Origin of the sequence: Pseudobutyrivibrio sp. 49 (genome assembly GCF_900100545.1) — a bacterium.
In the GTDB taxonomy this organism is placed as follows: domain Bacteria; phylum Bacillota; class Clostridia; order Lachnospirales; family Lachnospiraceae; genus Pseudobutyrivibrio.
This window is the reverse complement of record NZ_FNDP01000023.1, coordinates 1-22,301: the sequence shown is the minus strand read 5'-3', so window position 1 is coordinate 22,301 and position 22,301 is coordinate 1. Positions and strand designations below refer to the sequence as shown.

Here is a 22,301-nt window from a genome sequence, read left to right as displayed (position 1 = left end):
GTAGTAGCTGTTTAAAGAAAAGGAGATATTCATTATGGAACACATCAAAACATTAAATACTGCAAGATTACAGAACACTGTAAAGGAAGGCGGATGTGGCGAGTGCCAGACATCATGCCAGTCAGCTTGCAAGACTTCTTGCACAGTTGGAAACCAGAGCTGTGAGCACTCTAAGTAATAGCTCATTTTTAAAGAAGTAATATTTAACGCAGACCGGACCTCACCAGTTTTGGTGGGGAACGGTCTATTGTGCGTTTATGAAAGGACATTTTTTTAGTGATTCACCAGTTTAAAAACAACGGTTACAACATTGTTATTGATATCAATAGCGGTGCCATCCACGTAGTAGATGAAGTCACATACGATTTTCTTGGTCTTTGGCAGGAGCAGGGAAAGGATGCAGCGCTTTCACAGATGAAGATAAGCCATCCTGAGGTTTCTGAGGCAGAGCTTACAGAGATTCAGTCAGAAATTGAGCAGCTTATTGCTGATGGCGCATTATTTACAGAAGACAATTACGAGCCAAGGATTGCTGATTTTACAGCACGTCCTGCAGTTGTAAAGGCTCTTTGCTTACATATAACCCACGATTGCAACCTTGCCTGCAAGTACTGCTTCGCAGAAGAGGGAGAATATCACACAGGAAAGCGCGAGCTTATGACCTACGAGGTTGGTAAGCAGGCTCTTGATTTCCTCGTTGCTAATTCAGGCAGCAGAAGAAACCTTGAGGTTGATTTCTTCGGTGGCGAGCCACTTATGAACTGGCAGGTAGTTAAGGATTTAGTTGCCTACGGTCGTTCTCTTGAGAAGGAACACAATAAAAACTTTAGATTTACACTCACCACTAACGGTGTATTGTTAAATGACGAGATTCAGGAATTTGCAAATAAGGAGATGGCTAACGTAGTACTTAGCTGCGATGGTCGTCCAGAGATTCATGATCTTATGCGCCCATTCAAGAAGGGAGCAGGCAGCTACGATATCGTAATGCCAAAATTCAAAAAGCTTGCTGATTCACGTAATCAGGACAGATATTATATCCGTGGTACATTCACACGTAACAATCTTGATTTTTCTAAGGATGTTATTCATCTTGCTAATGAAGGCTTCAAGCAGATTTCCGTTGAGCCAGTAGTTGCACAGGAAACAGATGATTATGCTCTTCGTGAGGAGGATTTACCAAAGCTCTTTGAAGAGTATGATTCACTTTGTGCTGAGATGATGCGTCGCCAGGGTACAGACAAGGATTTCAATTTCTTCCACTTCATGATTGATTTGGAGGGAGGCCCTTGCGTTTACAAGCGTCTTTCAGGCTGTGGTTCAGGAACAGAGTACATGGCAGTTACACCTACAGGTGAGCTTTATCCATGTCATCAGTTCGTTGGAAACACAGATTTCTGTCTCGGTGACGTATGGGGCGGGGTGAAGAACAAAGAAGTTGTAAATCAGTTCAAGCATTGCAATGTTTACGCAAAAGAAGAATGCAAGAATTGTTTTGCAAGATTCTACTGCAGCGGCGGATGTGCAGCAAATGCATTTAACTTCACAGGAAGCATTCTTGGTAATTACCATGTAGGATGTGAGCTTCAGAAGAAGCGTGTTGAATGTGCAATTGCATTAAAGGTGCACAATGCAGAGATTAACGAAACAAAAGAGGCATAGTCCTCTTTAGACTGCACAGCAGTTATAAATTACAAGATAGGAGAATAAATAATGAAACGTTTAAAAAAAGGACAGGGGATTGCCTGGCTCGTTGCATTTGTAGTTATTCTTGGTTTACTTGGATACTACGCAGCAACAGTTATCACAGGCACAATTAAAGAGAATGATGACAGCTTAAAGCTTGGTCTCGACCTTGATGGAGGTGTCAGCATTACATATGAAGCAGTTGGAGACAAGCCTACAGATGAGCAGATGGCAGACACAATCCTTAAGCTCCAGCAGCGTATTGAAAATGACCTTGGCGAGGAAAGCGCAACTACAGAAGCAAATGTTTATCGCGTAGGCGATGACAGAATCACAGTTGAGATTCCTGGAGTTTCAGATGCAAATGCATTATTGGAGGAGTTAGGTACTCCTGGTACACTTTACTTCATCGCTCAGAAGGATAGCGAAGGAAATGAGAACTACAGCTACGGTGAGAACGGATACGAGCTCAACTACGATATCGAGACACTCACAGAAAATGGTTCAGTTATTTGTACAGGTAAAGAAGTTACAGCAGCTCAGGGAAGAGCCGAGCAGGATAAGACTACTAGCGCTACAAAGTACGTTGTAACACTTCAGTTCAACGACGAAGGAACAAAGGCTTTCGGTGATGCTACAACAGTAGCAGCAGTTGCAGGCGAGACAATTGGTATCTACTATGATGGTAAGTTCGTTTCAGTTCCAAAGGTAAACGAAGCAATCACAACAGGTAACTGTGAGATTTCTGGTATGTCTTCTATGGATGAAGCAGAAAAGCTTGCTTCTTACATCCGTATCGGTGGTCTTGATATCGAGCTTCAGGAGTTAGAGTCACAGGTTGTAGGTGCTCAGCTTGGTGCTGATGCTCTTAGAACATCACTTATCGCAGCAGGTATTGGTCTTGGTCTCGTAATGATATTCCTTATTGTTATGTACCTTGTACCTGGTCTTGTTTCATCACTTGCACTTGCTCTTTACACAGCAATGCTTATCGGCATTCTTAAGGCATTTGATATTACACTTACACTTCCTGGTATCGCAGGTATGATTCTTTCAATCGGTATGGCGGTTGATGCTAACGTTATCGTATTCGCTCGTGTACGTGAGGAAATCAAGAATGGTCGTCCAGTAGTTTCATCTATTGAGGCTGGTTTCTCTAAGGCACTTTCAGCAATCCTTGATGGTAACATCACAACACTTATCGCAGCAGCAGTACTTGGTATCCTTGGTTCAGGTTCTGTAAAGGGATTCGCAATTACTCTTGCACTCGGTGTTGTTTTATCAATGTTTACAGCTCTTGTTATTACAAGAATTCTTATTAATTCTTTCTATGCACTTGGCGTTCGTGATGCTAAGTTCTATGGAAAGGCTAAGGAGCCTTCAAAGTTCGACTTCGTTGGCAAGAAGGCAATCTTCATTACAATTTCAGTTGCAATTATTGCAGCTGGTTTTATCACAATGGGAGCTATGAAGGCTAAGACTGGTTCAGGTCTTAACTACTCACTTGAGTTCCTTGGTGGTACATCAACAACAGTTGATTTCAACGAGACATATTCACTTGCAGATTTGGATGCAAAGGTAGTTCCTCAGATTGCAAGCACAATCGGTGTTAGCGAGGGAAGCATCCAGACTACAACAGTAGATGGAAGCAACCAGGCAATCTTCAAGACAAGAAATCTTACTCTTGAAGAGAGAGAGTCATTAAATGAGATGTTTGAAAGCCAGTTCCAGGTTAAGGACACTTCAATAACTCAGCAGACAATTGGTTCTACAATCTCAGGAGAGATGCGTAGCCAGTCTACAATCGCAGTACTTGTTGCAGTTCTCTGCATGCTCGTATATATTTGGTTCAGATTCAAGGACATCAGATTTGCTTCTTCAGCAATCATCGCCCTTGTACATGACGTTCTTGTAGTACTTGCACTTTATGCATTCGCAAGAATTTCAGTAGGCGCTGCATTCATCGCATGTATGCTTACAGTTATCGGTTACTCAGTCAACGATACAATCGTCGTATTCGACCGTATCCGTGAGAACCACAAGGCAGTTAGAACAGAAAATGCTGAGACACTTAAGGCACTTTGTAACGAGTCACTTGCTCAGACACTTTCACGTTCTATTTCAACATCAATCACAACAGCTATCATGGTACTTATGCTTCTTATCCTTGGTGTTTCATCAATCAGAGAGTTCGCATTACCACTTCTTGCTGGTGTAATTGCTGGTACATATTCATCAATCTTTATCGCAACACAGCTTTGGTACATCCTTAAGCTTAAGTTTGCTTCAAAGAATTAAGATTAGAACTAGGAGAAAAAACATGATAGACATTAAGTTTTTACGTGAGAATCCAGACGCAGTTAAGGAAAATATTAAAAAGAAGTTTCAGGAGCACAAGCTTGGCCTCGTAGACGAGGTCATCGAGCTTGATGACAAGAGACGTGCTGCTCAGCAGGAAGCTGACGACCTCCGTGCTCAGATGAATAAGGCATCAAAGGAAATTGGTGCTCTTATGGGTCAGGGCAAGAAGGAAGAGGCTGAGAAGGCTAAGGCTGAGGTAGCTGAGCTCAAGCAGCGCATTAAGGACTTAGAGCCAGTTGAGAAGGAGCTTGCTGATAAGGTTGAGGAAATCATGATGAAGATTCCTAACATTATCGACCCTTCAGTTCCAATTGGTCCAGATGATTCCTGCAACGTAGAAATCGAAAAGTTTGGTGAGCCAGTTGTACCTGATTTTGAGATTCCTTATCACACAGATATCATGGAGAGATTCAATGGTATCGATTTGGATGCTGCTGGTAAGGTTGCTGGTAACGGCTTCTATTACCTCATGGGAGACATTGCTCGTCTTCACTCAGCAGTTATCTCATATGCTCGTGATTTCATGATCGATAGAGGATTTACATATTGCATCCCACCTTTCATGATTCGTTCAAACGTAGTAACTGGTGTTATGTCATTCGAAGAGATGGATGCCATGATGTACAAAATCGAGGGCGAGGATCTTTACCTCATCGGTACATCAGAGCACTCTATGATTGGTAAGTTCATTGATACACTCAATGACGAAGCTAATCTTCCATATACACTTACAAGCTATAGCCCATGCTTCCGTAAGGAGAAGGGTGCACACGGTATTGAAGAGCGTGGTGTTTACCGTATCCACCAGTTCGAGAAGCAGGAGATGATCGTAGTTTGTAAGCCAGAGGAGTCAAAGAAGTACTATGATATCCTTTGGAACAACACAGTTGATTTATTCCGCAGCTTAGATATTCCTGTTCGTACACTTGAGTGCTGTTCAGGAGATTTGGCAGATCTTAAGGTTAAGTCTTGTGACGTAGGGGCATGGTCACCACGTCAGAAGAAGTATTTTGAGGTAGGTTCTTGCTCTAACCTTGGTGATGCTCAGGCTAGACGTCTTAAGATTCGTGTTAAGGATGAGAACGGTAATAAGTACTTCGCTCATACACTTAACAATACAGTAGTTGCTCCACCACGTATGCTTATCGCATTCCTTGAGAATAACTTACGTGAAGATGGCTCAGTTGCTATCCCAGAAGCACTCCGTCCATACATGGGTGGAAAGAGTGAGTTGACACCAACGAAATAACAATGTAAAATCAAGCAGTTCTCATTTTTGGGAACTGCTTGATATTTAGGGGTAGGTTTTTACAATGTAGTTTATTGTAAGAATTAAGAAAAGAGAAATTTATGTCAATTCAGAGTAGAGAAGATATTAGAAATATTGCCATCATCGCACACGTTGATCATGGTAAGACTACACTTGTAGATGAGCTTTTAAAGCAGTCAGGTGTATTTAGAGAGAATCAGGAAGTTGCTGAGCGTGTCATGGACTCAAATGATATTGAGCGTGAGCGTGGTATCACTATTCTTTCAAAGAACACAGCAGTATATTATAAGAACACAAAGATTAACATCATCGATACACCAGGGCATGCTGATTTCGGTGGTGAGGTAGAGCGTGTACTTAAGATGGTAAACGGTGTTGTACTTGTAGTAGATGCATTTGAGGGTGCAATGCCACAGACTAAGTTCGTTCTTATGAAGGCACTTGATCTTGATTTACCAGTTATCGTATGTATCAATAAGATTGATAGACCAGAGGCTCGTCCAGACGAGGTTATCGATGAAGTATTAGAGCTTTTCATGGATCTTGATGCTTCAGATGAGCAGCTTGATTGTCCATTTATTTATGCTTCTGCTAAGGAAGGTTTCGCTATCAGAGATCTTAACGAAGAGCATAAGGATATGACAGCCCTCTTTGAGACTATCGTAGATTACATTCCAGCTCCAAAGGGTGACCCAGAGGCTCCTACACAGGTACTTATCTCTACAATCGATTACAACGAGTACGTTGGACGTATCGGTATCGGTAAGGTAGAGAATGGTTCGATCAAGGTTAACCAGGATGCTATCGTAGTTAATGCTCACGATGAGAGCAAGAATAATAAGGTTCGTATCTCAAAGCTTTTTGAGTATGATGGACTTAATAAAGTAGACGTTACTGAGGCTCAGATTGGTTCAATTGTTGCTATTTCTGGTATTTCAGATATTCACATTGGAGATACAATTTGTGCACCAGACGCTCCAAATCCAATTCCATTCCAGAAGATTTCTGAGCCTACTATTTCAATGAACTTCATTGTAAATGATAGCCCACTTGCTGGTCAGGAAGGTAAGTTCGTTACTTCACGTCACATTCGTGAGCGTCTTATGAAGGAGCTTAACACCGACGTTTCACTTCGTGTAGAGGATACAGATTCACCAGATTCACTTAAAGTTTCTGGTCGTGGTGAGCTTCACCTTTCAGTTCTTATCGAGAACATGCGTCGCGAAGGTTTTGAGTTTGCTGTATCAAAGGCTGAGGTTCTTTATAAGGAAGATGAAAAGGGACACAAGCTCGAACCAATGGAGCGTGCTTACGTAGATGTTCCAGACGAGTTTACAGGAGCAGTTATCGAGAAGCTTTCTCAGAGAAAGGGTGAGCTTCAGAACATGACACCTATCGCAGGTGGATATACTCGTATCGAATTTAAGATTCCTTCACGTGGTCTTATCGGATATCGTGGAGAATTCATGACAGATACAAAGGGAAATGGTATAATCAATACAATTTTTGATGGTTATGAGCTTTACAAGGGCGATATTTCTTATCGTAAGCTTGGAAGTCTTATTGCCTTCGAGACAGGTGAGTCAGTTACATACGGACTTTTCTCAGCACAGGACCGTGGTACACTTTTCATCGGACCAGGTGAGAAGGTTTATTCTGGTATGGTTATTGGCCAGTGCTCTCGTGCAGAGGATGTTGAGCTTAATGTATGTAAGAAAAAACATCTTACAAATACTCGTTCATCTTCAGCAGATGAGGCGCTTACACTTGTTCCACCAAGAGTTCTTAGCCTTGAGCAGGCACTTGATTTCATTGATGTAGATGAGCTTTTGGAGGTTACTCCAGAATCTCTTAGAATTAGAAAGAGAATTCTTGATCCAACACTTAGAAAGAGAGCTAGCTTTAAGAAATAAGGAGACTTATGGAAAAGGGAATTGTTCAAGTATATTATGGAACAGGACAGGGAAAGTCGGCAGCAGCACTAGGCCTTGCTGTGCGTAATGCATCTCAGGGGCGCACCACGACAATTATCCAGTTCCTTAAATCTGAGACAAATACTGAGTATTTAAGTAAGCTTGAGCCAGAGATTAAGCTTTTTAGATTTGAGCGCTCAAAGGAAAGCTTTTCTGATCTTACAGATGAGCAGAAGCAGGAGGAGATTTTGAATATTCAAAATGGCCTTAATTATGCTAAAAAGGTTCTCGGCACAGGCGAAAGTGATTTAGTTATTCTTGATGAGATTCTTGGTGTAGTTGATGAAGGAATCGTTTCAGAGCAGGATATTTTATGCGCTTTGGAAGGTCGTTCATATTCGACTAATGTTATTTTGACAGGATTAAATATAACAAGAGGAATATTTGAAATTGCTGACAGTGTTTTAAATCTTAAACCTGAAAAGTAATTTCATAGGACTGCCATGGACTTTTTATGGTCTCTATGGCAGTTCTTTTATATAATAAAATAAAACATATTATTGGCATGTACGAAAAAGAGGTAAGAATAATGACAAAAATTGTTATGCACGGTTGCAACGGACACATGGGAAGAGTTATCACAGATTTATGCATGAATGATTCAGCGGCTACTATTGTTGCAGGAGTAGATAAGTTCAAAGGCATAGATAATGATTATCCTGTATTCGATTCTCTTGAAGAGGTTGATGTAGATTACGATGTTGTAATTGATTTCTCTACAGCAGCTGCAGTAGATGGTTTGCTTGATGTTTGTGAGAAGACTGGAAAGCCAGTTGTTCTTTGCACTACAGGACTTGATGATAATCAGCTTGCACATGTAGATGCAGCTAGCAAAAAGGTTGCTATCCTTCGCTCTGCTAACATGTCATTAGGAATAAATACATTATTTGATTTATGTAAGAAGGCTACTCAGATTTTTGCTGATGCTGGTTTTGATATTGAAATTGTTGAGAAGCATCACAATCAAAAGCTTGATGCACCTAGTGGAACAGCACTCGCTCTTGCAGATGCCTGCAACGATGCTTTAGATGAAAAGTATGAGTATTGCTATGCCAGAGCTGACAGAAGAGAGAAGAGACCAAAGAATGAAATTGGTATTTCTGCAGTTCGTGGTGGAAATATTGTAGGCGAGCACGAGGTAATCTTTGCAGGACTTGATGAGGTTATTACAATCAAGCATACAGCATATTCAAAGAGTGTATTTGCAAAGGGAGCAGTAGAAGCTGCTAAGTTCCTTGCTGGTAAGTCAGCTGGCCTTTACGATATGAAAGAAGTAATCGCAGAAAAATAATTATAGCCGAGGGCGTATATGTATATTCAACTTAACTCACAAATCATATGCTATGAAAGGACCGGGGATCAGGGCACCCCGGTTATTCTCATACATGGAAATAGAGAAGATCATCATATCTTCGATCCATTGGTAGAGCGTCTCAGCAAATACAATGTCGTTTATGCTATGGATTCAAGAGGTCATGGTGAGAGTGCCACGCCGAAGGAATATCATTATAGTGATATGGCGAATGATGTAATTAACTTAATTAAAGGATTAGATATTGAAAAGCCATATCTCATTGGATATTCAGATGGCGGTATTATTTCTTTATTGGTTGCCATGCAGGCAAGTGAGTTGTTATCCGGAATAGTGTGCTGCGGTGCAAATCTTAGTCCGGCAGGGCTTCATCACAGAGATTTAAGGGAAATGAAGAAGGATTATAAAAAGTATAATGATCCTAGAACTTTGATGATGCTTCAGGAACCTGATATAAATCCAGAGGATTTGAAGAATATAACTGTTCCAGCAATGATATTTGCTGGAGAAGATGACTGCGTGAAGCAAAAAGAAACAGAAAAGATAGCTCAAAGTATCCCCAATTCAGTATTAAAAATCCTTTCTGGGGAAAATCATAGCAGTTATATTGTGGAAAAAGATACATTATATCCACATATCTATAACTTTATTAGATAATATTTTAGTTGCCAATCCAACATTTAGATTGTATAATCGTTATAAAACGTGAAGTTTTTATGAAAATATTTATTTTTGTAATGATGTTTGAAAAATGTCTGGATTGGTTTTTTTATGAAGCAAGGAAAGAATTTATTTAGTTTTCATAGAAAATTGAATAATGTGATGCTTGTTATAGCGATAGTGGGTCTTATCATTTGTTACATGATGACAAGAGATGTAAAAAAAGATGAGACGTCTACCTCTAGAATTGAGCCATATCAAGTTGCGCTTTTAGAAGATGGCTCTAAGGAATACTTTATCGATTTATCTAGCTATGATAGTCAGTACTCTGGCTTGGTGTTTTTTACCGCGCATCAGTCAGTTACCGTATATAATGCCGGGCATGAGATTTACTCATTTACAAAAACTGGCGGTTTTTGGGGTTCTACACCAGGAGCTAAATACAATTTTGTTTCTATAAATGAGAAAATGCAAAATGTGGCAGTTATATTAACTCCAGCTTATGATATTGTTAGCGAAAAGGTACCTGAGTTTTACATAGGAAATACGTATCAGATATATTCTGAGTTTCTTCGTGACTCTATTCCTAGGCTTATAGCCAGTATCTTTATAGTTATTTTTAGTTTGACACTATTTGCATACTATATTTTCATGAATAAGCGACTTAATTTAGGAAAAGACCTTATTTATCTTGGTTATTTCTCGTTGTTTATTGGCGTGTGGTCAACAAATGAAACTATTGCATGGACTTTGGTATCCGAAAATAGGATATTTGATTCGATAATTCCTTATATATGCTTAATGCTTTCAGTTCCGCCATTTGTTCTTTTCTTTGATTCTTACTTAGGAATTAACGGAAAGATTATAAAGAAAATAATTCTTTGGGCATCAATGGTGGAATTTATTACTGTTACATCTATGCATTTCCTTAAGATACGAGAATTTAGAGAAAATCTGATGTTTGTACAGCTTATGATAACCGTTGCCGTGGCATATGTTGTAGGTGCTATTATCCTACAGCTTTTACACCGTGATTTTTCACGTCAGGTAATAATTTGTACTATCGGTGTATCTTTATTCCTTATTGCAATGGTTGTAGATGTTATCAATTATTACAGAATAATTGGTGATGCTGACAGACTCGGTCGTTACATGGTTCTTATATTCGTATTACTCCTTGCATGGGATTTGATTCGAGGAACTAACGAACTTATTGAAAAGGGACGTCGTGCTAGACAGCTTGAGATATTTGCTCTTACAGATAGTATGACAGGCCTTTATAATAGAAATGCATTTGAAAGTCAGGCTGAGTCGGATAGAAAGCTTGATGGCATAATCGCTGTTGTTGCAGATGCCAATGGTCTTAAAGCATGTAATGATACTTATGGTCACGAGGCTGGTGATGAGTATATTACCCTTGTGGCAGAAATTTTCAACGGCGTATTTGGAAGATATGGAACTTGCTACCGTACAGGTGGAGATGAGTTCTGTTGTATCATCCCTTCAAGCAAAGCAGTTAATATGGAGCGATTAAAGAAGCTCTTTATGACAAAGATTTATACTGCGAATCTTGAAGGAAAGTACCAGTACTCAATTGGAGTTGCCATCGGAGCTGCGATGTTTGACTCTGAGCTCGACAAAGACTTCCGCGCACTTGTGAAGCGCGCAGACGAATCAATGTACGAAAATAAGAAAGCATCCAAGACAGTTTAGATATCCAGACTGTTCATCCAATCTACCAGCTCCTGTAAGCCGTCTTCGGTAAAAGGAGCAAGCTTGGATTGCTTGGATTCCTCAGGAGTGTTTTCTGAGCTGAATGGGCCAGGCCAGATTGTGGCTTTGAACATATCTACCTCAGAATCTTCCTCGCGGAAGCGCTCAATTTTATAACATTTATTTTTATCGCTCCCTGTAAAAGAGGGAGCTTTTTTATAATATCCTAAAGATAAGAGTCTGCCTCTATCTATCATAGTTATCCTCCATAAATCAGATATATTTCTATTCAATAGTACCGATTTTGAAAGACTTTGTCACTAAAGAATGGTAATATATTTATATAGAATAATGTTAAAGCCTAAATACGGGGGACGTGCTTATGGATAAGGGACGGCTTTTTAGAATTATTTGTGGAGTAATGATTGCAATCATCGTGGGTATTCTTGTTATTCTGTTTGTCAGCGATGATGATACTGCCTCGGAGTTCAGTGTGGATATGACGAAGGAATATTCGGACACTGCCAGCTGGATGGAGAACATATCCGATGATACCTATATTTCACAGATTACCATACCAGGAGCTCACAACTCAGGCGCTCAGAATGTTGCGTTGGGCTATGTTATGAGATGTCAGGAGACATCAATTGCACAGCAGCTTGAAGATGGTTATCGATATTTGGATTTCAGAGTTGCCATCGAAGAGACTGAGGACGGAGATAAGTTAAAGCTTGTGCATAATTTTGCCAGCTGTCACACAGATGGAAATCTTTTCTCAGATTTTCTTTATTTTGATGATGTCGTTGCAGATATATATAAATTCCTTCAGAATCACGAAAGTGAGACTGTTATTGTAAATATAAAAATCGAGGATGAGGATTACGCAACAGCTGATATTCAGAAGCTATTACTGGAGCAGGTAAAAGCTAATAAGGATTACTGGTACACAGAAAATGAGATACCTACTCTCGGTGATGTCAGAGGTCGAATTATCCTTGCTACAAGATTTAATGATGAGCTTGCATCTGATGTTACTGGTCTGAATATGATATGGGAGGAGCAGGATAATAGAGTACCTGCAGATATTCCATATGAGCTTTATGTTAACTCAGATTACAGATTCTGGGTGCAGGATAGATATAAATATTCTGTAGAAGATAAATATGAGTCAGTGGTAGATGGTTTGGAAAATTGCGAGGCTGACGAGACTACCTTTTTCCTAAATTTCGTTAGTACTGCTGGCGATGGTAAATTTGGACATCCAAAGGGATATGCAAATGCCTTAAATACTCTACTTATGGAGTATGAGCTTAAATCTGAGACCAGCTATGGTATTATTATCGTAGATTTTGGTACAGCTGATTTGGCTAGACATATTTATTATTCGAATTTTTAAGTTAGGAGCAATATAAATTATGGAAAGAAATTATGATGGAGAAGTCAATCCAATTCTCTTAGAGTTTTTGGATACAGATGATTTTGAGGAGAAATATAAGATTTTGGTGGCAACACCTATTATGGATTTCGATAATCTCCTGATAGATAATATGGCATCTTCTATTGATGTAGTTGTTGAGGATGGAGATATTGAGACTAGAGTTCAGGATTTAAAGAACTGTGTTAGAACACGTTCTAAATACGAAACATTACGTTTTAGACGTTAATGTTAAATATGCATGAAGATTTGGTGAAAAACAACAAATAATGTGGCTGTGGTATTAAAATAATTTTAATGTAGTGTGTAAGGGATACATTTTTCTTAGTTAAGGAGAATACCATGGCCAATACAAAATCTTCAGAAAAGCACGCAAAAATAAAGAATAAGCTGATTGCGTTATTGATGCCAGTAGTATTGCTTCAGGTGATACTACTGGTTGTTATTTCTGGTTATATTTCTAGCCAGAGTTTGAAAAAGATGGCGACAGCTCAGCTTGATTCTTCTATCTCAAACCAGGGCGATAATATCGAATCCTGGTTACAGAAAAATCTCGAGAATTTCTCAACAGCCAAGCAGGTTATTGAGACTCAGAAGCCTGACGATGAGGCTCTGCAGTCTCTTTTGGATGCATTCTATGGCTACAACACCTATTGTACTGACGGATTTTATATTGCCAGCGAATCAGGAAAATTTATGAAAGCTAGTGAGTCCTCTAAGACCGTTTCTAATCCAAAGGATGAAGAGTGGTATAAGCAGGGCATTACTAGAGTGCGCCTAAATTATGGTGGGGCTTATAAAAATGCAAATGGTGATTCCGTTATAAGTGCATCAGGTATTCTTAATGATGGAAGCGACGAACTTAAAGTTTTTGCAGCTGATGTTACACTTGACCAAATTAGTATCATCGTTAATTCTGGTGTAAAAATGGATCAGGCAACTTCCTTCCTTATTGATTCTTTTGATGGCACTATATTGGCTCATAGAGATGCCTCTAGAATATTCACAGTTCTTGGTGAAGATGATTCAGATAAGCTTATGGCAGGTATAGCAAAAAAGTTTGCTGAACGTGATTATACAACCACCGAAATAGAAGGCTATCAGGTAGCATTTAGAAATATTGCAGGAACAGAATGGTATCTTGTTTCATATATAAGCAATAGTGTAATTTTGCAGGACGTAAATAAATTGATACAGCTTTTGGCAATAATAGGTGTAGTAGCTATTATTATCATTGTCATTCTAATTAATGTGCTTGTAAGCAGAGTAATCGCACCTATAGGAAATATTACAAAGCATATTTCAGATATGTCTGCTGGAGACTTTACAATTAAGGTTAAGCAGGAGAGCAATGACGAAATTGGACTTATGGGACGCAAGGTAAGTGAGTTCGTTCAGTCAATGCGAGGAATGCTTTCTGAAATTAATAACGAATCTGAAAGATTAAAAGAGCAGTCGGATAACTCTGATAGGGTATCAAAGGATATGTTTGATGCATCTCGTTCTCAGGCGGATGCTATGCAGAATCTGAATGCTACAGTAGATCAGCTGGCTATAGCTGTTAATGAAATCGCTGAAAATGCAACTACTCTTGCTATGGTAGTAGCAGACACAAGAGATAATTCAAATGAAGCTAATGATAGCATGAAGGAAACTGTTGAAATCAGTAAGAAGGGTAAGGCTGATATGGAACAGCTTTCCGTTGCTATGGAAGGAATTAAGAGTAGTAATGACCAGCTTGTTGAATCAATCAACGAGGTTGGAAAAGTATCTGAAGAGATTACAAAGATTGTTAGTTTGATAAAGGATATTGCAGACGAAACAAATCTGCTTTCGTTAAATGCGTCTATTGAGGCGGCCCGTGCTGGTGAAGCAGGTAAGGGATTTGCTGTAGTTGCAACAGAAATCGGAAAGCTTGCTCAAAATTCTGCGTCTAGTGCCGAGAATATTTCGAACCTTATCAATGAGGTAGGTAGAGCAATAGACAGTGTTGTAGAGCAGGCTCAGACAAGTGCAGAGGAAATTGAACAAAACTCAGAGAGAATTGGTACAGCACTTGAAACCTTTGATCAGATTTATCTTAACATAGAAAAATCTAATGAACTGATTGAATTGATGCTTGATAATATTCAGAAGGTTGATGATGTTGCAAACAATGTTGCTGCAATATCTGAGGAGCAGGCAGCTAGTGCTGATGAAATTCTTGAAACATCTCAGAATATGGTTGAACAGGCCAATAGTATTAGCCAGAGCAGCCAGGATGTAGCAGACAATTCTCACGAGTTGGCAAATACATCTCAGAAGCTTACGGATTATGTTCAGAAATTTAAGATTGATGAGGAGGTAAGTGATTATGAAGGTTAGCAGAAAATGTAGAAACCTTACGGTACTTCTTCTAACAATTATAATGTCCTTAGGATTGATTCTAACAGGCTGTGGAAACTCGGGAGGTTCAGGTAATTCCGGTAGTTCTAGTAGTTCTGGAGGAATTAAGGCGATTTATTCTGGCCCTGGTACAGATACCTTTAAGCAGATGCTGATGGATAAGCTTGCAGAATATGCCCCAAGTGAAGGTATAGATCTTACAATTGGAGAAGCTTGTGCTTCTACAAATGATCAGGTGGAGCAGATTCAAAAAGCAGTAGCTGATGGATATGATGCCATCATCTGCTTGCCGGTGGATAGAGCAACTGCATTGCAGCTGGAAATTGCAGCTGGGGATAAACCAATAATTTACGTTAATGCTTGTCCTGATGAGCAGTTCCTAAAGCCAAATAAATATATGGCAGTTAGTAGTTACGAGATGAATGCCGGTGAATATCAGGCTGAGTATGTTTACAACAAGCTGGGTAAGCCAAGCTCAATGAACATTATTATTTTCCGTGGCGAGGCTACCCATAATGCAGCAGTAGCTCGTTCAGTATCAGTAAAGAACTGGCTGAGAAGCCAAGGGGTTGCGGTTAATGTTGTGTTCGATGATACAGCAAATTGGAGCACTGAACAGGCAAAGGATTTGTTCCATATTTTCCAGAAAACAAATCAAAGCTTCGATGCTATTTTCTGTAATAATGATGATATGGCACTTGGTGCTGTAGAGGCTTTAAAAGAAGCTGGCTATGATTTGGATAAATACCCTGTAGTAGGTGTAGATGCAACTGTTGCAGGATGCGAATCTATTGCAAAAGGCGAGATGCAGTTTACAGTTTATCAGTCAGCAGATGGCCAGGCTCAAAAGGCTATTCAGTTAACAAAAGCATTGGCAAGCGGTGGTACAGCAGATGGAATAGAAGGTTTATCAGAAGATGGATTTTACATTTGGGTTCCATTTGAAAGAGTTGATGCTAGTAATGTAAAAGATTATATGAAATAAATTTGAGAGCCCCTCGGGGCTCTCTTTAATCGTAAATCATATTAGAGTTGTGATAGCTTCTATCCTGAGTGACATCTTCGCCGAACCATTCTGGAGGAACAAAGCTGTTTGCTTCTTCAACGGTAGGAAATTCTACCTCAGCCATAATGAGGCCAGATTTATGACCTTCGAATACATCAAGCTCGATTGTGTATGGATCAAATGGAATGAGATAGCGTCGCTTTGTGATGGCATGCCCATCAATTTTCTCACGAAGATGCTCATAGGCTTCCTTTGTTAATTCAGCCTCAATTTCCTCACGAGCCATAAGGCCACTGCCCTTGTAGGTAAGAATATATTTATCATTCTTTTTTCTGATTCGAACTACGGGGTGAGTGCAAAGATAGCCCTGTTCAATATCCACGTATTCATATTTTGATAAATCAGGTAGTTCTTTTATTAAAAATTTTCTTTCGATTTCCATAGTTTTTCGCTCCTTTTACGACATAGTAACATAGGTGCGAAATATATAAATGTCTTGAAATTATTGTACTTCTGAGGTAAAATACTGTATACGAGTGTGGCTATATGCCAATTGAATTAGTATTAAATGTGCGAAAGGATGTTGTTTCGCACCTGTTAAGGAGGATTTTATAATGATTACAGCCGGTGATTTTAGAAACGGTATGACTATCGAGATGGATAACAAGGTATACCAGGTTATCGAGTTCCAGCACGTAAAGCCAGGTAAGGGCGCAGCTTTCGTTCGTACAAAGCTTAAGGATATCAAGGGTGGCGGTGTTACAGAAACATCTTTCCGTCCTACAGAGAAGTTCCCAGCTGCACGTATCGATCGTAAGGATATGCAGTACCTTTACAATGATGGTGAGCTTTACAACTTCATGGATGTTGAGACATATGATCAGGTTGCTCTTACAGCAGATCAGATTGGTGATGCTCTTAAGTTCGTTAAGGAAAACGAGATTGTTAAGATGCTTTCACACAATGGTTCAATCTTCTCAGTTGAGCCACCTATGTTCGTAGAGCTTCAGATTACAGATACAGAGCCAGGTTTCAAGGGTGATACAGCTACAGGTGCTACAAAGCCAGCTACTGTTGAGACAGGCGCAGTTGTATACGTTCCTCTTTTCGTTGAGAACGGCGAGACAATTAAGATCGACACAAGAACAGGTGAGTACCTCTCAAGAGTATAATATATAGACAGTTATTTAGTTAGGACTATTATGGATTACAGAGAATTTCCGCTTTCACAGCTTTTGCAAAACAGAAAAATATTTGCTGTATTTGATGAAGAATTTCAAAAGGGAACATGGCTTGATGCCACAGCTCTTCTTGGAAGTGAAAGCACAATTAATCAGTTATATCGAGATGGTACAGTACCTCGTGAGACACTTGATAAAATTGTAGAAAGACTCTCTGGAAAATAAATAATTGATATGTTAAGAACCTTGGATTTTTCCAAGGTTCTTTTTTATACACAAATTTGGTATGATATTGATAAATAATAAGGAGGGTAAATCATGTATATTTCAGATTCAATCAAATACATCGGCTGCAATGACAAGACTATCGATTTATTCGAGAGTCAGTATTCAGTACCAAATGGGGTATCCTACAATTCATATTTAATATTAGATGAAAAGGTGGCTGTAATGGATACAGCTGATCCAAGAGTCACAGATGAGTGGCTTGGAAATTTGGATAGAGAGCTTGCTGGTCGCAAGCCAGACTATCTTGTGGTATCTCATATGGAGCCAGATCATGCTGGCTCTATCAAGGCATTTCTTGAGAAATATCCAGACACAACAGTTGTTGGAAATGCTAAGACATTTACAATGATGGGACAGTTTATGGAAGCTGCTCTTTTTGAGAATAGAAAGCATGTAGTGGCTGAGGGAGATAAGCTTTCTCTTGGTACTCATGAGCTTACATTTGTATTTGCACCTATGGTTCACTGGCCAGAGGTAATGGTAGAGTATGAATCTACAGAGAAGATTCTTTTCTCAGCAGACGGCTTTGGAAAGTTTGGAGCGCTTGATAGCGATGAGCCTTGGATTGATGAAGCTCGTAGATATTATCTTAATATTGTGGGTAAGTATGGAGTGCAGGTTCAGGCATTATTGAAAAAGGCAGCAACACTTGATATCAAGACTATCTGCCCACTTCATGGTCCAATTCTTACAGAAAATCTTGGGTACTATATTGATTTGTACGACAAGTGGAGCAGCTATAAGCCAGAGGAAGAGGGTGTGTTAATTACATGTGCATCTATTCATGGCAATACAAAGAAGGCTGCGCTTAAGCTTCAAGAAAAATTAGAGGCTGCTGGCAAGAAGACTATGTTTATTGATTTGACAAGAGACAGTATGTCAGAGGCTGTAGCACGAGCATTCTATTATGACAAGATGGTTTGCTGTGCTTGTACCTATGATGGAGGTTTATTCCCACCAATGCAGGATTTCTTACATCACCTGACAGCAAAGGCTTATCAGAACCGTAAGGTAGCCTTCGTAGAAAACGGTACCTGGGCACCTCAGGCTGCTGGCAAGATGAAAGCAATCTTAGAGGGCAGCAAGAATCTCGAGCTGGTAGAACCAGTCGTATCCATTAAGTCTACTCTAAATGCGTCATCAGAAGCCGTAATGGACGAGCTAGTTAAGAATTTATAAAAAAATAAATCACGGGGTCAGATTTCGACTCCGTGATTTTTTCTATATTCACTAGGTGAGACATCTTTGAAGCGTTTGAAGGCTTTTGAGAATGTAAAGCTATCTGAATATCCAACTAGCAATGCTATGCTACTGACACTTTCGGTACTTTCCAAAAGAAGCTCAGTAGCTTTTTTTATGCGGTAGGTACCAAGGTAAGCCTGTGGAGTGTAGCCAGTGGCATGCTTAAACAATCTGGTAAGGTAGCTACGATTAAGGCAGCAAGCAGCGGCAATATCTTCCACTGTGATAGGCTCAGAATATTTTAAGCGAATGAAGTTGATCGCGCTTTTTACATATGCCAGGCGTGGGTCTACATCATGGAATACACGGTTTTTTGACATGAAAATAATGGTATCAAAAAACTCATAAACCTTTGCATAGCAGTAGCACTCGCTGTCGCTGTGATCGTAAATATCATGGATGATATCTACAATCTTTCCAGAGTCTCCATTTGGAATAAAAACAGGAGATTCTTCAGTGATGCCAGCGCTGGCAAAAAGCTCCATGGTACGTGGACCGTCCACATGAATCCATACATATTCCCATGGATCATCAGGGTCGGCTTCATAATATGCTTTTATTTTTGAAGGGATTAAAAAGCCCTGACCAGGCTCGATGTCATATCTTTTATCGTTAAGAATAAAATGTCCACGACCAGAAACAACATAGTGAAAAATGGTTCTGGTTCTGACGATAGGACCGTAGCTGTAGCTAGGTTTACATTTACATTCCCCGATTTCAAATAAGTAAAAATCATTAGACTTTGTAAGGTCAATGAATTTGACCCTGTCTACTCCCGATATTTCCATAATAAAAAACTCCCAAATGATTATATGTCGCTCGCCGCGATGGCATATGACATTTTATTTCGTTTCACTCATAAAATATCATATATGTCACAAAATGACATCAGTTTAGTCAACAAAAACATCCTAAAAAACTATATTAAATACTATAATTCATTCTATCGTATGAAAAATAGAGATTCAATGGAGGAATTATGGCAGTTAAAGTATTTGAAAAGGAAAAACAATTTCATTTATATAATTCAAAGGTGAGCTATGTTATTGGCGAATGCCGCGATGGAGAAATCGGGCAGCTTTACTTCGGAAAAAGGATAAATGAAAATCAGATTATATATGGTTATCAGACTCTCGCAGGCAGACCTCTTTGTTGCCCAGTGACAGATGATGAGAATTATACTAAGGAGCTGGCAAGCCTTGAATATCCAGCTTTTGGTAATGGTGATTTCAGAGGACCAGCATATGAAATCAGACAGGCAAATGGCTCTAGAGTAACCAATCTTGTTTATGATAGATATGAAATATATCAGGGCAAGAAACCAATTCCTGGTCTTCCAGCCAGCTACGTAAATACGGATTCAGAAGCGACAACCCTTGAGATTGTTTGCAAAGATGAATTGATAAATGTAGAGGTAACTCTTTATTACACAATCTATGAAAACTACAATATCATCACTCGTCATACAAGCTTTAGAAATCTTGGCTCTGAGGAAGTTAAGCTTACAAAGGCTTATAGTGTTTGCTTAGATTTGCCTGATTATGAGTATGACTGGATGCAGTTTGAGGGAGCGTGGGGAAGAGAGCGTTATCCACATGTTCGCTCAGTAGAAAAGGGCATTATTTCCATCGAAAGCATGCGTGGACATTCAAGTGCCAACTTCAACCCATTTGTAATTTTGAAGCGTAAAAATACAGATGAATTTCAGGGCGAAGCAATCGGTGTAAATCTTGTCTACAGTGGTAACTTTAGAGCGGCAGCAGAGGTGGATAACTTTGGTAAGCTTCGTTTTACAATGGGTATAAATCCAAACTGGTTCGTATGGCCTCTTAATTCAGGGGAAGTGTTTGATACACCTGAGGTTATCATTTCATATACCAAGGAAGGTCTTAATGATTTAAGCCAGAACATTCATAAATTTATGAACAACAACCTAGTTCGTTCACCATACAAGAACAAGCCAAGACCAATTCTTCTCAACAACTGGGAAGCTACAGAGATGGAATTTGATGAGGAGAAAATCCTTAAGATTGCCAAGAAGGGACAGGAAGCTGGAGTGGAGCTTTTTGTACTTGATGATGGATGGTTTGGCAAGCGTGATGATGATTATGCAGGACTTGGAGATTGGTTCGTAAATACGAAGAAGCTTCCAGATGGAATTACAGGACTTGCTAAAAAAGTAAACGAGCTTGGTCTTGATTTTGGTCTTTGGATTGAGCCAGAAATGGTAAATCCAGATTCAGATTTATATCGTGCACATCCTGATTGGGTACTTGCTGCACCAGAACGCAGAAGAACTCTTGGTCGTCACCAGATGGTACTTGATTATTCAAAGCCAGAGGTTGTAGACAACATTTATCATCAGCTTTACGACGTTATTTCAAAGGCAAATATTAGCTATATCAAGTGGGATATGAACCGCTCAATTACAGAGTGCTTTAGCCAAGGAATAGAGCCTGAAAAGCAAGGCATGGTTTATCACAAATATATCCTTGGAGTATACTCACTTTACGAGAGACTCATTAAGGATTTCCCACACATCTTGTTTGAGTCATGCGCTAGTGGCGGTGGTAGATTTGATGCTGGACTTTTATATTATGCTCCACAGGCATGGACATCAGATGATACAGATGGACATGAGCGTGTGAAGATTCAGTATGGTACAAGCTACGGATATCCAATTGCATCTATGGGTGCTCACGTTTCTAAATCACCTAACAACCAGACTGGACGTATCATGCACGTAGATGACAGAGCAAATATTGCATGCTTCGGAACCTTTGGCTACGAGCTGGATCTTAACGATGTGGATGAGGAAGAATTCGAAGCAGTTAAGCGCCAAATTGTATTTATGAAGGAATACAGAGGACTTTTCCAGTACGGAACACTTTACAGATTGCAGTCTCCATTTGAGAAGAATATTGCAAGCTGGATGGTTGTTTCAGATGATAAGAAGAAGGCGGTCGTAGTTATGTACAAGACCCACAAGACTCCAAACATCGGAATGGAGACCATAAAGCTTCAGGGTCTCGACGAAAACCTTATTTACAATATTAATAACAAGGAAAAATTATACGGAGATTTCCTTATGGAACGTGGACTTGGCACAATGGGTGCTGACGAACCATGGTATCATGCCGACAAGGATTTTACATCTCGTATGTTTATACTTGAAGCAGAGTAAGCTTAGAAAGCAGGTTTTGCATATTGCAAAATCTGCTTTCTTTGTTTGCGCGCCATGGGCGCGCTCTAATGGGTGAAAGTCCCGAACATGCCCAGATAGTGGGAAGTGTATAGCCGAACAGCAAGGGTGTCCATTGTGAGGTGGAATCTGAAGGAAGCTGTAAGCAAATCTCCGGTCCGACGGACAGAAATCACATATAAGGCTAGGCTACGAGAGATAAGTTGGCAAGGAACAACGAAGTCTAATAACTATCACATTTGTAGTAGCAGAGTAAATGTGGTGTTGTTCGTCAAATTAATTGAAGCTCCAACCTTCAGATTAAATGAGGCTGTTTAGTGATAGCAGTATAGTATCAGTCGAATTATTTGGGGTATTATTAGCACTTTATTTTATATCGCATATACGAAAGTGCATAGACAATTTTCAAAGGTTTGTCAGCAGATGATGTTATGGGAAAGGAAAATGATCCTTCATTTGAAAATTGTCTATACACTTTTTCGTAAAGAAAAAGAAGTATAAATTGAAGTTGTTCCAAAATCGAAAACAACTTCAAAAACCAAGGTGCAAAAGAGTATTCTTTGCCTTGGTTTTGAAGCTTAAAAATT

The 22,301-nt window shown here is 39.6% G+C and carries 21 protein-coding genes; 17 read left to right on the top strand and 4 right to left on the bottom strand.

The genetic code is table 11. The features are described from left to right. Positions 1-34 precede the first annotated feature (34 nt). The 9 genes from scfA (at position 35) to BLP54_RS13905 (ending at position 10,975) form a co-directional block, all read left to right on the top strand. Entirely contained in the window at positions 35-178 is a 144-nt protein-coding gene (gene scfA / locus BLP54_RS13945; protein WP_015548727.1) for a six-cysteine ranthipeptide SCIFF, read from the top strand. Between the two features lie 98 nt (positions 179-276). Then, complete coding sequence (scfB, locus tag BLP54_RS13940; protein WP_090170740.1) at positions 277-1,662, top strand: thioether cross-link-forming SCIFF peptide maturase; 1,386 nt, start codon at positions 277-279, stop codon at positions 1,660-1,662. Positions 1,663-1,713: 51 nt separating this feature from the next. Further along, positions 1,714-3,984: a protein translocase subunit SecD gene (gene secD, locus BLP54_RS13935; protein ID WP_090170738.1), complete on the top strand. Its 2,271-nt coding sequence runs from the start codon at positions 1,714-1,716 to the stop codon at positions 3,982-3,984. A 22-nt stretch (positions 3,985-4,006) separates the two neighbouring features. Next, positions 4,007-5,296, top strand: coding sequence for a serine--tRNA ligase (gene serS, locus BLP54_RS13930; protein WP_090170735.1), 1,290 nt, complete (start codon positions 4,007-4,009; stop codon positions 5,294-5,296). A 101-nt stretch (positions 5,297-5,397) separates the two neighbouring features. Then, entirely contained in the window at positions 5,398-7,230 is a 1,833-nt protein-coding gene (typA, locus tag BLP54_RS13925) for a translational GTPase TypA (protein ID WP_090170732.1), read from the top strand. An 8-nt stretch (positions 7,231-7,238) separates the two neighbouring features. After that, positions 7,239-7,718, top strand: a complete 480-nt coding sequence (locus tag BLP54_RS13920; RefSeq protein WP_090170729.1) for a cob(I)yrinic acid a,c-diamide adenosyltransferase — start codon at positions 7,239-7,241, stop codon at positions 7,716-7,718. Positions 7,719-7,819: 101 nt separating this feature from the next. Then, on the top strand, positions 7,820-8,581 hold the full coding sequence (dapB, locus tag BLP54_RS13915) for a 4-hydroxy-tetrahydrodipicolinate reductase (protein WP_090170726.1): 762 nt from the start codon (positions 7,820-7,822) through the stop codon (positions 8,579-8,581). 18 nt (positions 8,582-8,599) lie between these two features. Next, positions 8,600-9,259 (top strand): alpha/beta fold hydrolase, encoded by a 660-nt coding sequence (locus BLP54_RS13910; RefSeq protein ID WP_090170723.1) that lies wholly within the window; start codon positions 8,600-8,602, stop codon positions 9,257-9,259. Between the two features lie 114 nt (positions 9,260-9,373). Next, positions 9,374-10,975: a GGDEF domain-containing protein gene (locus BLP54_RS13905; RefSeq protein ID WP_090170720.1), complete on the top strand. Its 1,602-nt coding sequence runs from the start codon at positions 9,374-9,376 to the stop codon at positions 10,973-10,975. Here the strand turns inward: BLP54_RS13905 and BLP54_RS13900 are convergent. Then, positions 10,972-11,232, bottom strand: a complete 261-nt coding sequence (locus BLP54_RS13900) for a hypothetical protein (protein WP_090170718.1) — start codon at positions 11,230-11,232, stop codon at positions 10,972-10,974. The two genes, BLP54_RS13905 and BLP54_RS13900, sit on opposite strands and share 4 nt — an antisense overlap. Before the next feature lie 125 nt (positions 11,233-11,357). On the opposite strand from BLP54_RS13900, the gene BLP54_RS13895 reads away from it, so the two are divergent. The 4 genes from BLP54_RS13895 to BLP54_RS13880 all read left to right on the top strand — a co-directional run bounded on the left by BLP54_RS13895 (position 11,358) and on the right by BLP54_RS13880 (position 15,780). After that, complete coding sequence (locus BLP54_RS13895) at positions 11,358-12,371, top strand: phosphatidylinositol-specific phospholipase C domain-containing protein (protein WP_090170715.1); 1,014 nt, start codon at positions 11,358-11,360, stop codon at positions 12,369-12,371. A 19-nt stretch (positions 12,372-12,390) separates the two neighbouring features. Continuing rightward, on the top strand, positions 12,391-12,639 hold the full coding sequence (locus tag BLP54_RS13890) for a hypothetical protein (RefSeq protein WP_090170710.1): 249 nt from the start codon (positions 12,391-12,393) through the stop codon (positions 12,637-12,639). Positions 12,640-12,752: 113 nt separating this feature from the next. Beyond that, positions 12,753-14,774 (top strand): methyl-accepting chemotaxis protein, encoded by a 2,022-nt coding sequence (locus BLP54_RS13885; RefSeq protein ID WP_090170704.1) that lies wholly within the window; start codon positions 12,753-12,755, stop codon positions 14,772-14,774. Then, positions 14,764-15,780 carry a substrate-binding domain-containing protein gene (locus BLP54_RS13880; protein ID WP_090170701.1) on the top strand — a complete coding sequence of 339 codons (1,017 nt, stop codon included), beginning with the start codon at positions 14,764-14,766 and terminating at the stop codon, positions 15,778-15,780. The genes BLP54_RS13885 and BLP54_RS13880 overlap by 11 nt, the downstream gene beginning before the upstream one ends. Before the next feature lie 25 nt (positions 15,781-15,805). Here BLP54_RS13880 and BLP54_RS13875 read toward each other — a convergent pair whose 3' ends face one another. Then, positions 15,806-16,243, bottom strand: coding sequence for a CYTH domain-containing protein (locus BLP54_RS13875; RefSeq protein ID WP_090170699.1), 438 nt, complete (start codon positions 16,241-16,243; stop codon positions 15,806-15,808). A gap of 172 nt (positions 16,244-16,415) precedes the next feature. Here BLP54_RS13875 and efp point away from each other — a divergent pair, with 172 nt between their 5' ends. The 3 genes from efp to BLP54_RS13860 all read left to right on the top strand — a co-directional run bounded on the left by efp (position 16,416) and on the right by BLP54_RS13860 (position 18,449). Then, positions 16,416-16,973 (top strand): elongation factor P, encoded by a 558-nt coding sequence (efp, locus tag BLP54_RS13870; protein WP_015548742.1) that lies wholly within the window; start codon positions 16,416-16,418, stop codon positions 16,971-16,973. Positions 16,974-17,003: 30 nt separating this feature from the next. Beyond that, positions 17,004-17,207, top strand: a complete 204-nt coding sequence (locus BLP54_RS13865; protein WP_090170696.1) for a hypothetical protein — start codon at positions 17,004-17,006, stop codon at positions 17,205-17,207. A 93-nt stretch (positions 17,208-17,300) separates the two neighbouring features. Continuing rightward, the gene (locus tag BLP54_RS13860; protein ID WP_090170693.1) at positions 17,301-18,449 is read left to right on the top strand and encodes an FprA family A-type flavoprotein; all 1,149 of its coding nucleotides are present in this window, start codon (positions 17,301-17,303) and stop codon (positions 18,447-18,449) included. A 17-nt stretch (positions 18,450-18,466) separates the two neighbouring features. Here BLP54_RS13860 and BLP54_RS13855 read toward each other — a convergent pair whose 3' ends face one another. Next, positions 18,467-19,300 (bottom strand): AraC family transcriptional regulator, encoded by an 834-nt coding sequence (locus BLP54_RS13855; protein WP_090170690.1) that lies wholly within the window; start codon positions 19,298-19,300, stop codon positions 18,467-18,469. 191 nt (positions 19,301-19,491) lie between these two features. Here BLP54_RS13855 and BLP54_RS13850 point away from each other — a divergent pair, with 191 nt between their 5' ends. Continuing rightward, entirely contained in the window at positions 19,492-21,696 is a 2,205-nt protein-coding gene (locus BLP54_RS13850; protein ID WP_090170687.1) for an alpha-galactosidase, read from the top strand. Positions 21,697-22,072: 376 nt separating this feature from the next. Here BLP54_RS13850 and BLP54_RS15985 read toward each other — a convergent pair. After that, positions 22,073-22,301 (bottom strand): hypothetical protein (locus BLP54_RS15985; RefSeq protein ID WP_207646785.1); only part of this gene is annotated, 229 nt, incomplete at its 5' end.

Bases quoted from the DNA above. Each gene is read 5' to 3' on its own strand.
- scfA (WP_015548727.1), top strand. From the start codon at position 35: ATGGAACACATCAAAACATTAAATACTGCAAGATTACAGAACACTGTA.
- secD (WP_090170738.1), top strand. From the start codon at position 1,714: ATGAAACGTTTAAAAAAAGGACAGGGGATTGCCTGGCTCGTTGCATTT.
- serS (WP_090170735.1), top strand. From the start codon at position 4,007: ATGATAGACATTAAGTTTTTACGTGAGAATCCAGACGCAGTTAAGGAA.
- typA (WP_090170732.1), top strand. From the start codon at position 5,398: ATGTCAATTCAGAGTAGAGAAGATATTAGAAATATTGCCATCATCGCA.
- BLP54_RS13920 (WP_090170729.1), top strand. From the start codon at position 7,239: ATGGAAAAGGGAATTGTTCAAGTATATTATGGAACAGGACAGGGAAAG.
- dapB (WP_090170726.1), top strand. From the start codon at position 7,820: ATGACAAAAATTGTTATGCACGGTTGCAACGGACACATGGGAAGAGTT.
- BLP54_RS13910 (WP_090170723.1), top strand. From the start codon at position 8,600: ATGTATATTCAACTTAACTCACAAATCATATGCTATGAAAGGACCGGG.
- BLP54_RS13905 (WP_090170720.1), top strand. From the start codon at position 9,374: ATGAAGCAAGGAAAGAATTTATTTAGTTTTCATAGAAAATTGAATAAT.
- BLP54_RS13900 (WP_090170718.1), bottom strand. From the start codon at position 11,232: ATGATAGATAGAGGCAGACTCTTATCTTTAGGATATTATAAAAAAGCT.
- BLP54_RS13895 (WP_090170715.1), top strand. From the start codon at position 11,358: ATGGATAAGGGACGGCTTTTTAGAATTATTTGTGGAGTAATGATTGCA.
- BLP54_RS13890 (WP_090170710.1), top strand. From the start codon at position 12,391: ATGGAAAGAAATTATGATGGAGAAGTCAATCCAATTCTCTTAGAGTTT.
- BLP54_RS13885 (WP_090170704.1), top strand. From the start codon at position 12,753: ATGGCCAATACAAAATCTTCAGAAAAGCACGCAAAAATAAAGAATAAG.
- BLP54_RS13880 (WP_090170701.1), top strand. From the start codon at position 14,764: ATGAAGGTTAGCAGAAAATGTAGAAACCTTACGGTACTTCTTCTAACA.
- BLP54_RS13875 (WP_090170699.1), bottom strand. From the start codon at position 16,243: ATGGAAATCGAAAGAAAATTTTTAATAAAAGAACTACCTGATTTATCA.
- efp (WP_015548742.1), top strand. From the start codon at position 16,416: ATGATTACAGCCGGTGATTTTAGAAACGGTATGACTATCGAGATGGAT.
- BLP54_RS13865 (WP_090170696.1), top strand. From the start codon at position 17,004: ATGGATTACAGAGAATTTCCGCTTTCACAGCTTTTGCAAAACAGAAAA.
- BLP54_RS13860 (WP_090170693.1), top strand. From the start codon at position 17,301: ATGTATATTTCAGATTCAATCAAATACATCGGCTGCAATGACAAGACT.
- BLP54_RS13855 (WP_090170690.1), bottom strand. From the start codon at position 19,300: ATGGAAATATCGGGAGTAGACAGGGTCAAATTCATTGACCTTACAAAG.
- BLP54_RS13850 (WP_090170687.1), top strand. From the start codon at position 19,492: ATGGCAGTTAAAGTATTTGAAAAGGAAAAACAATTTCATTTATATAAT.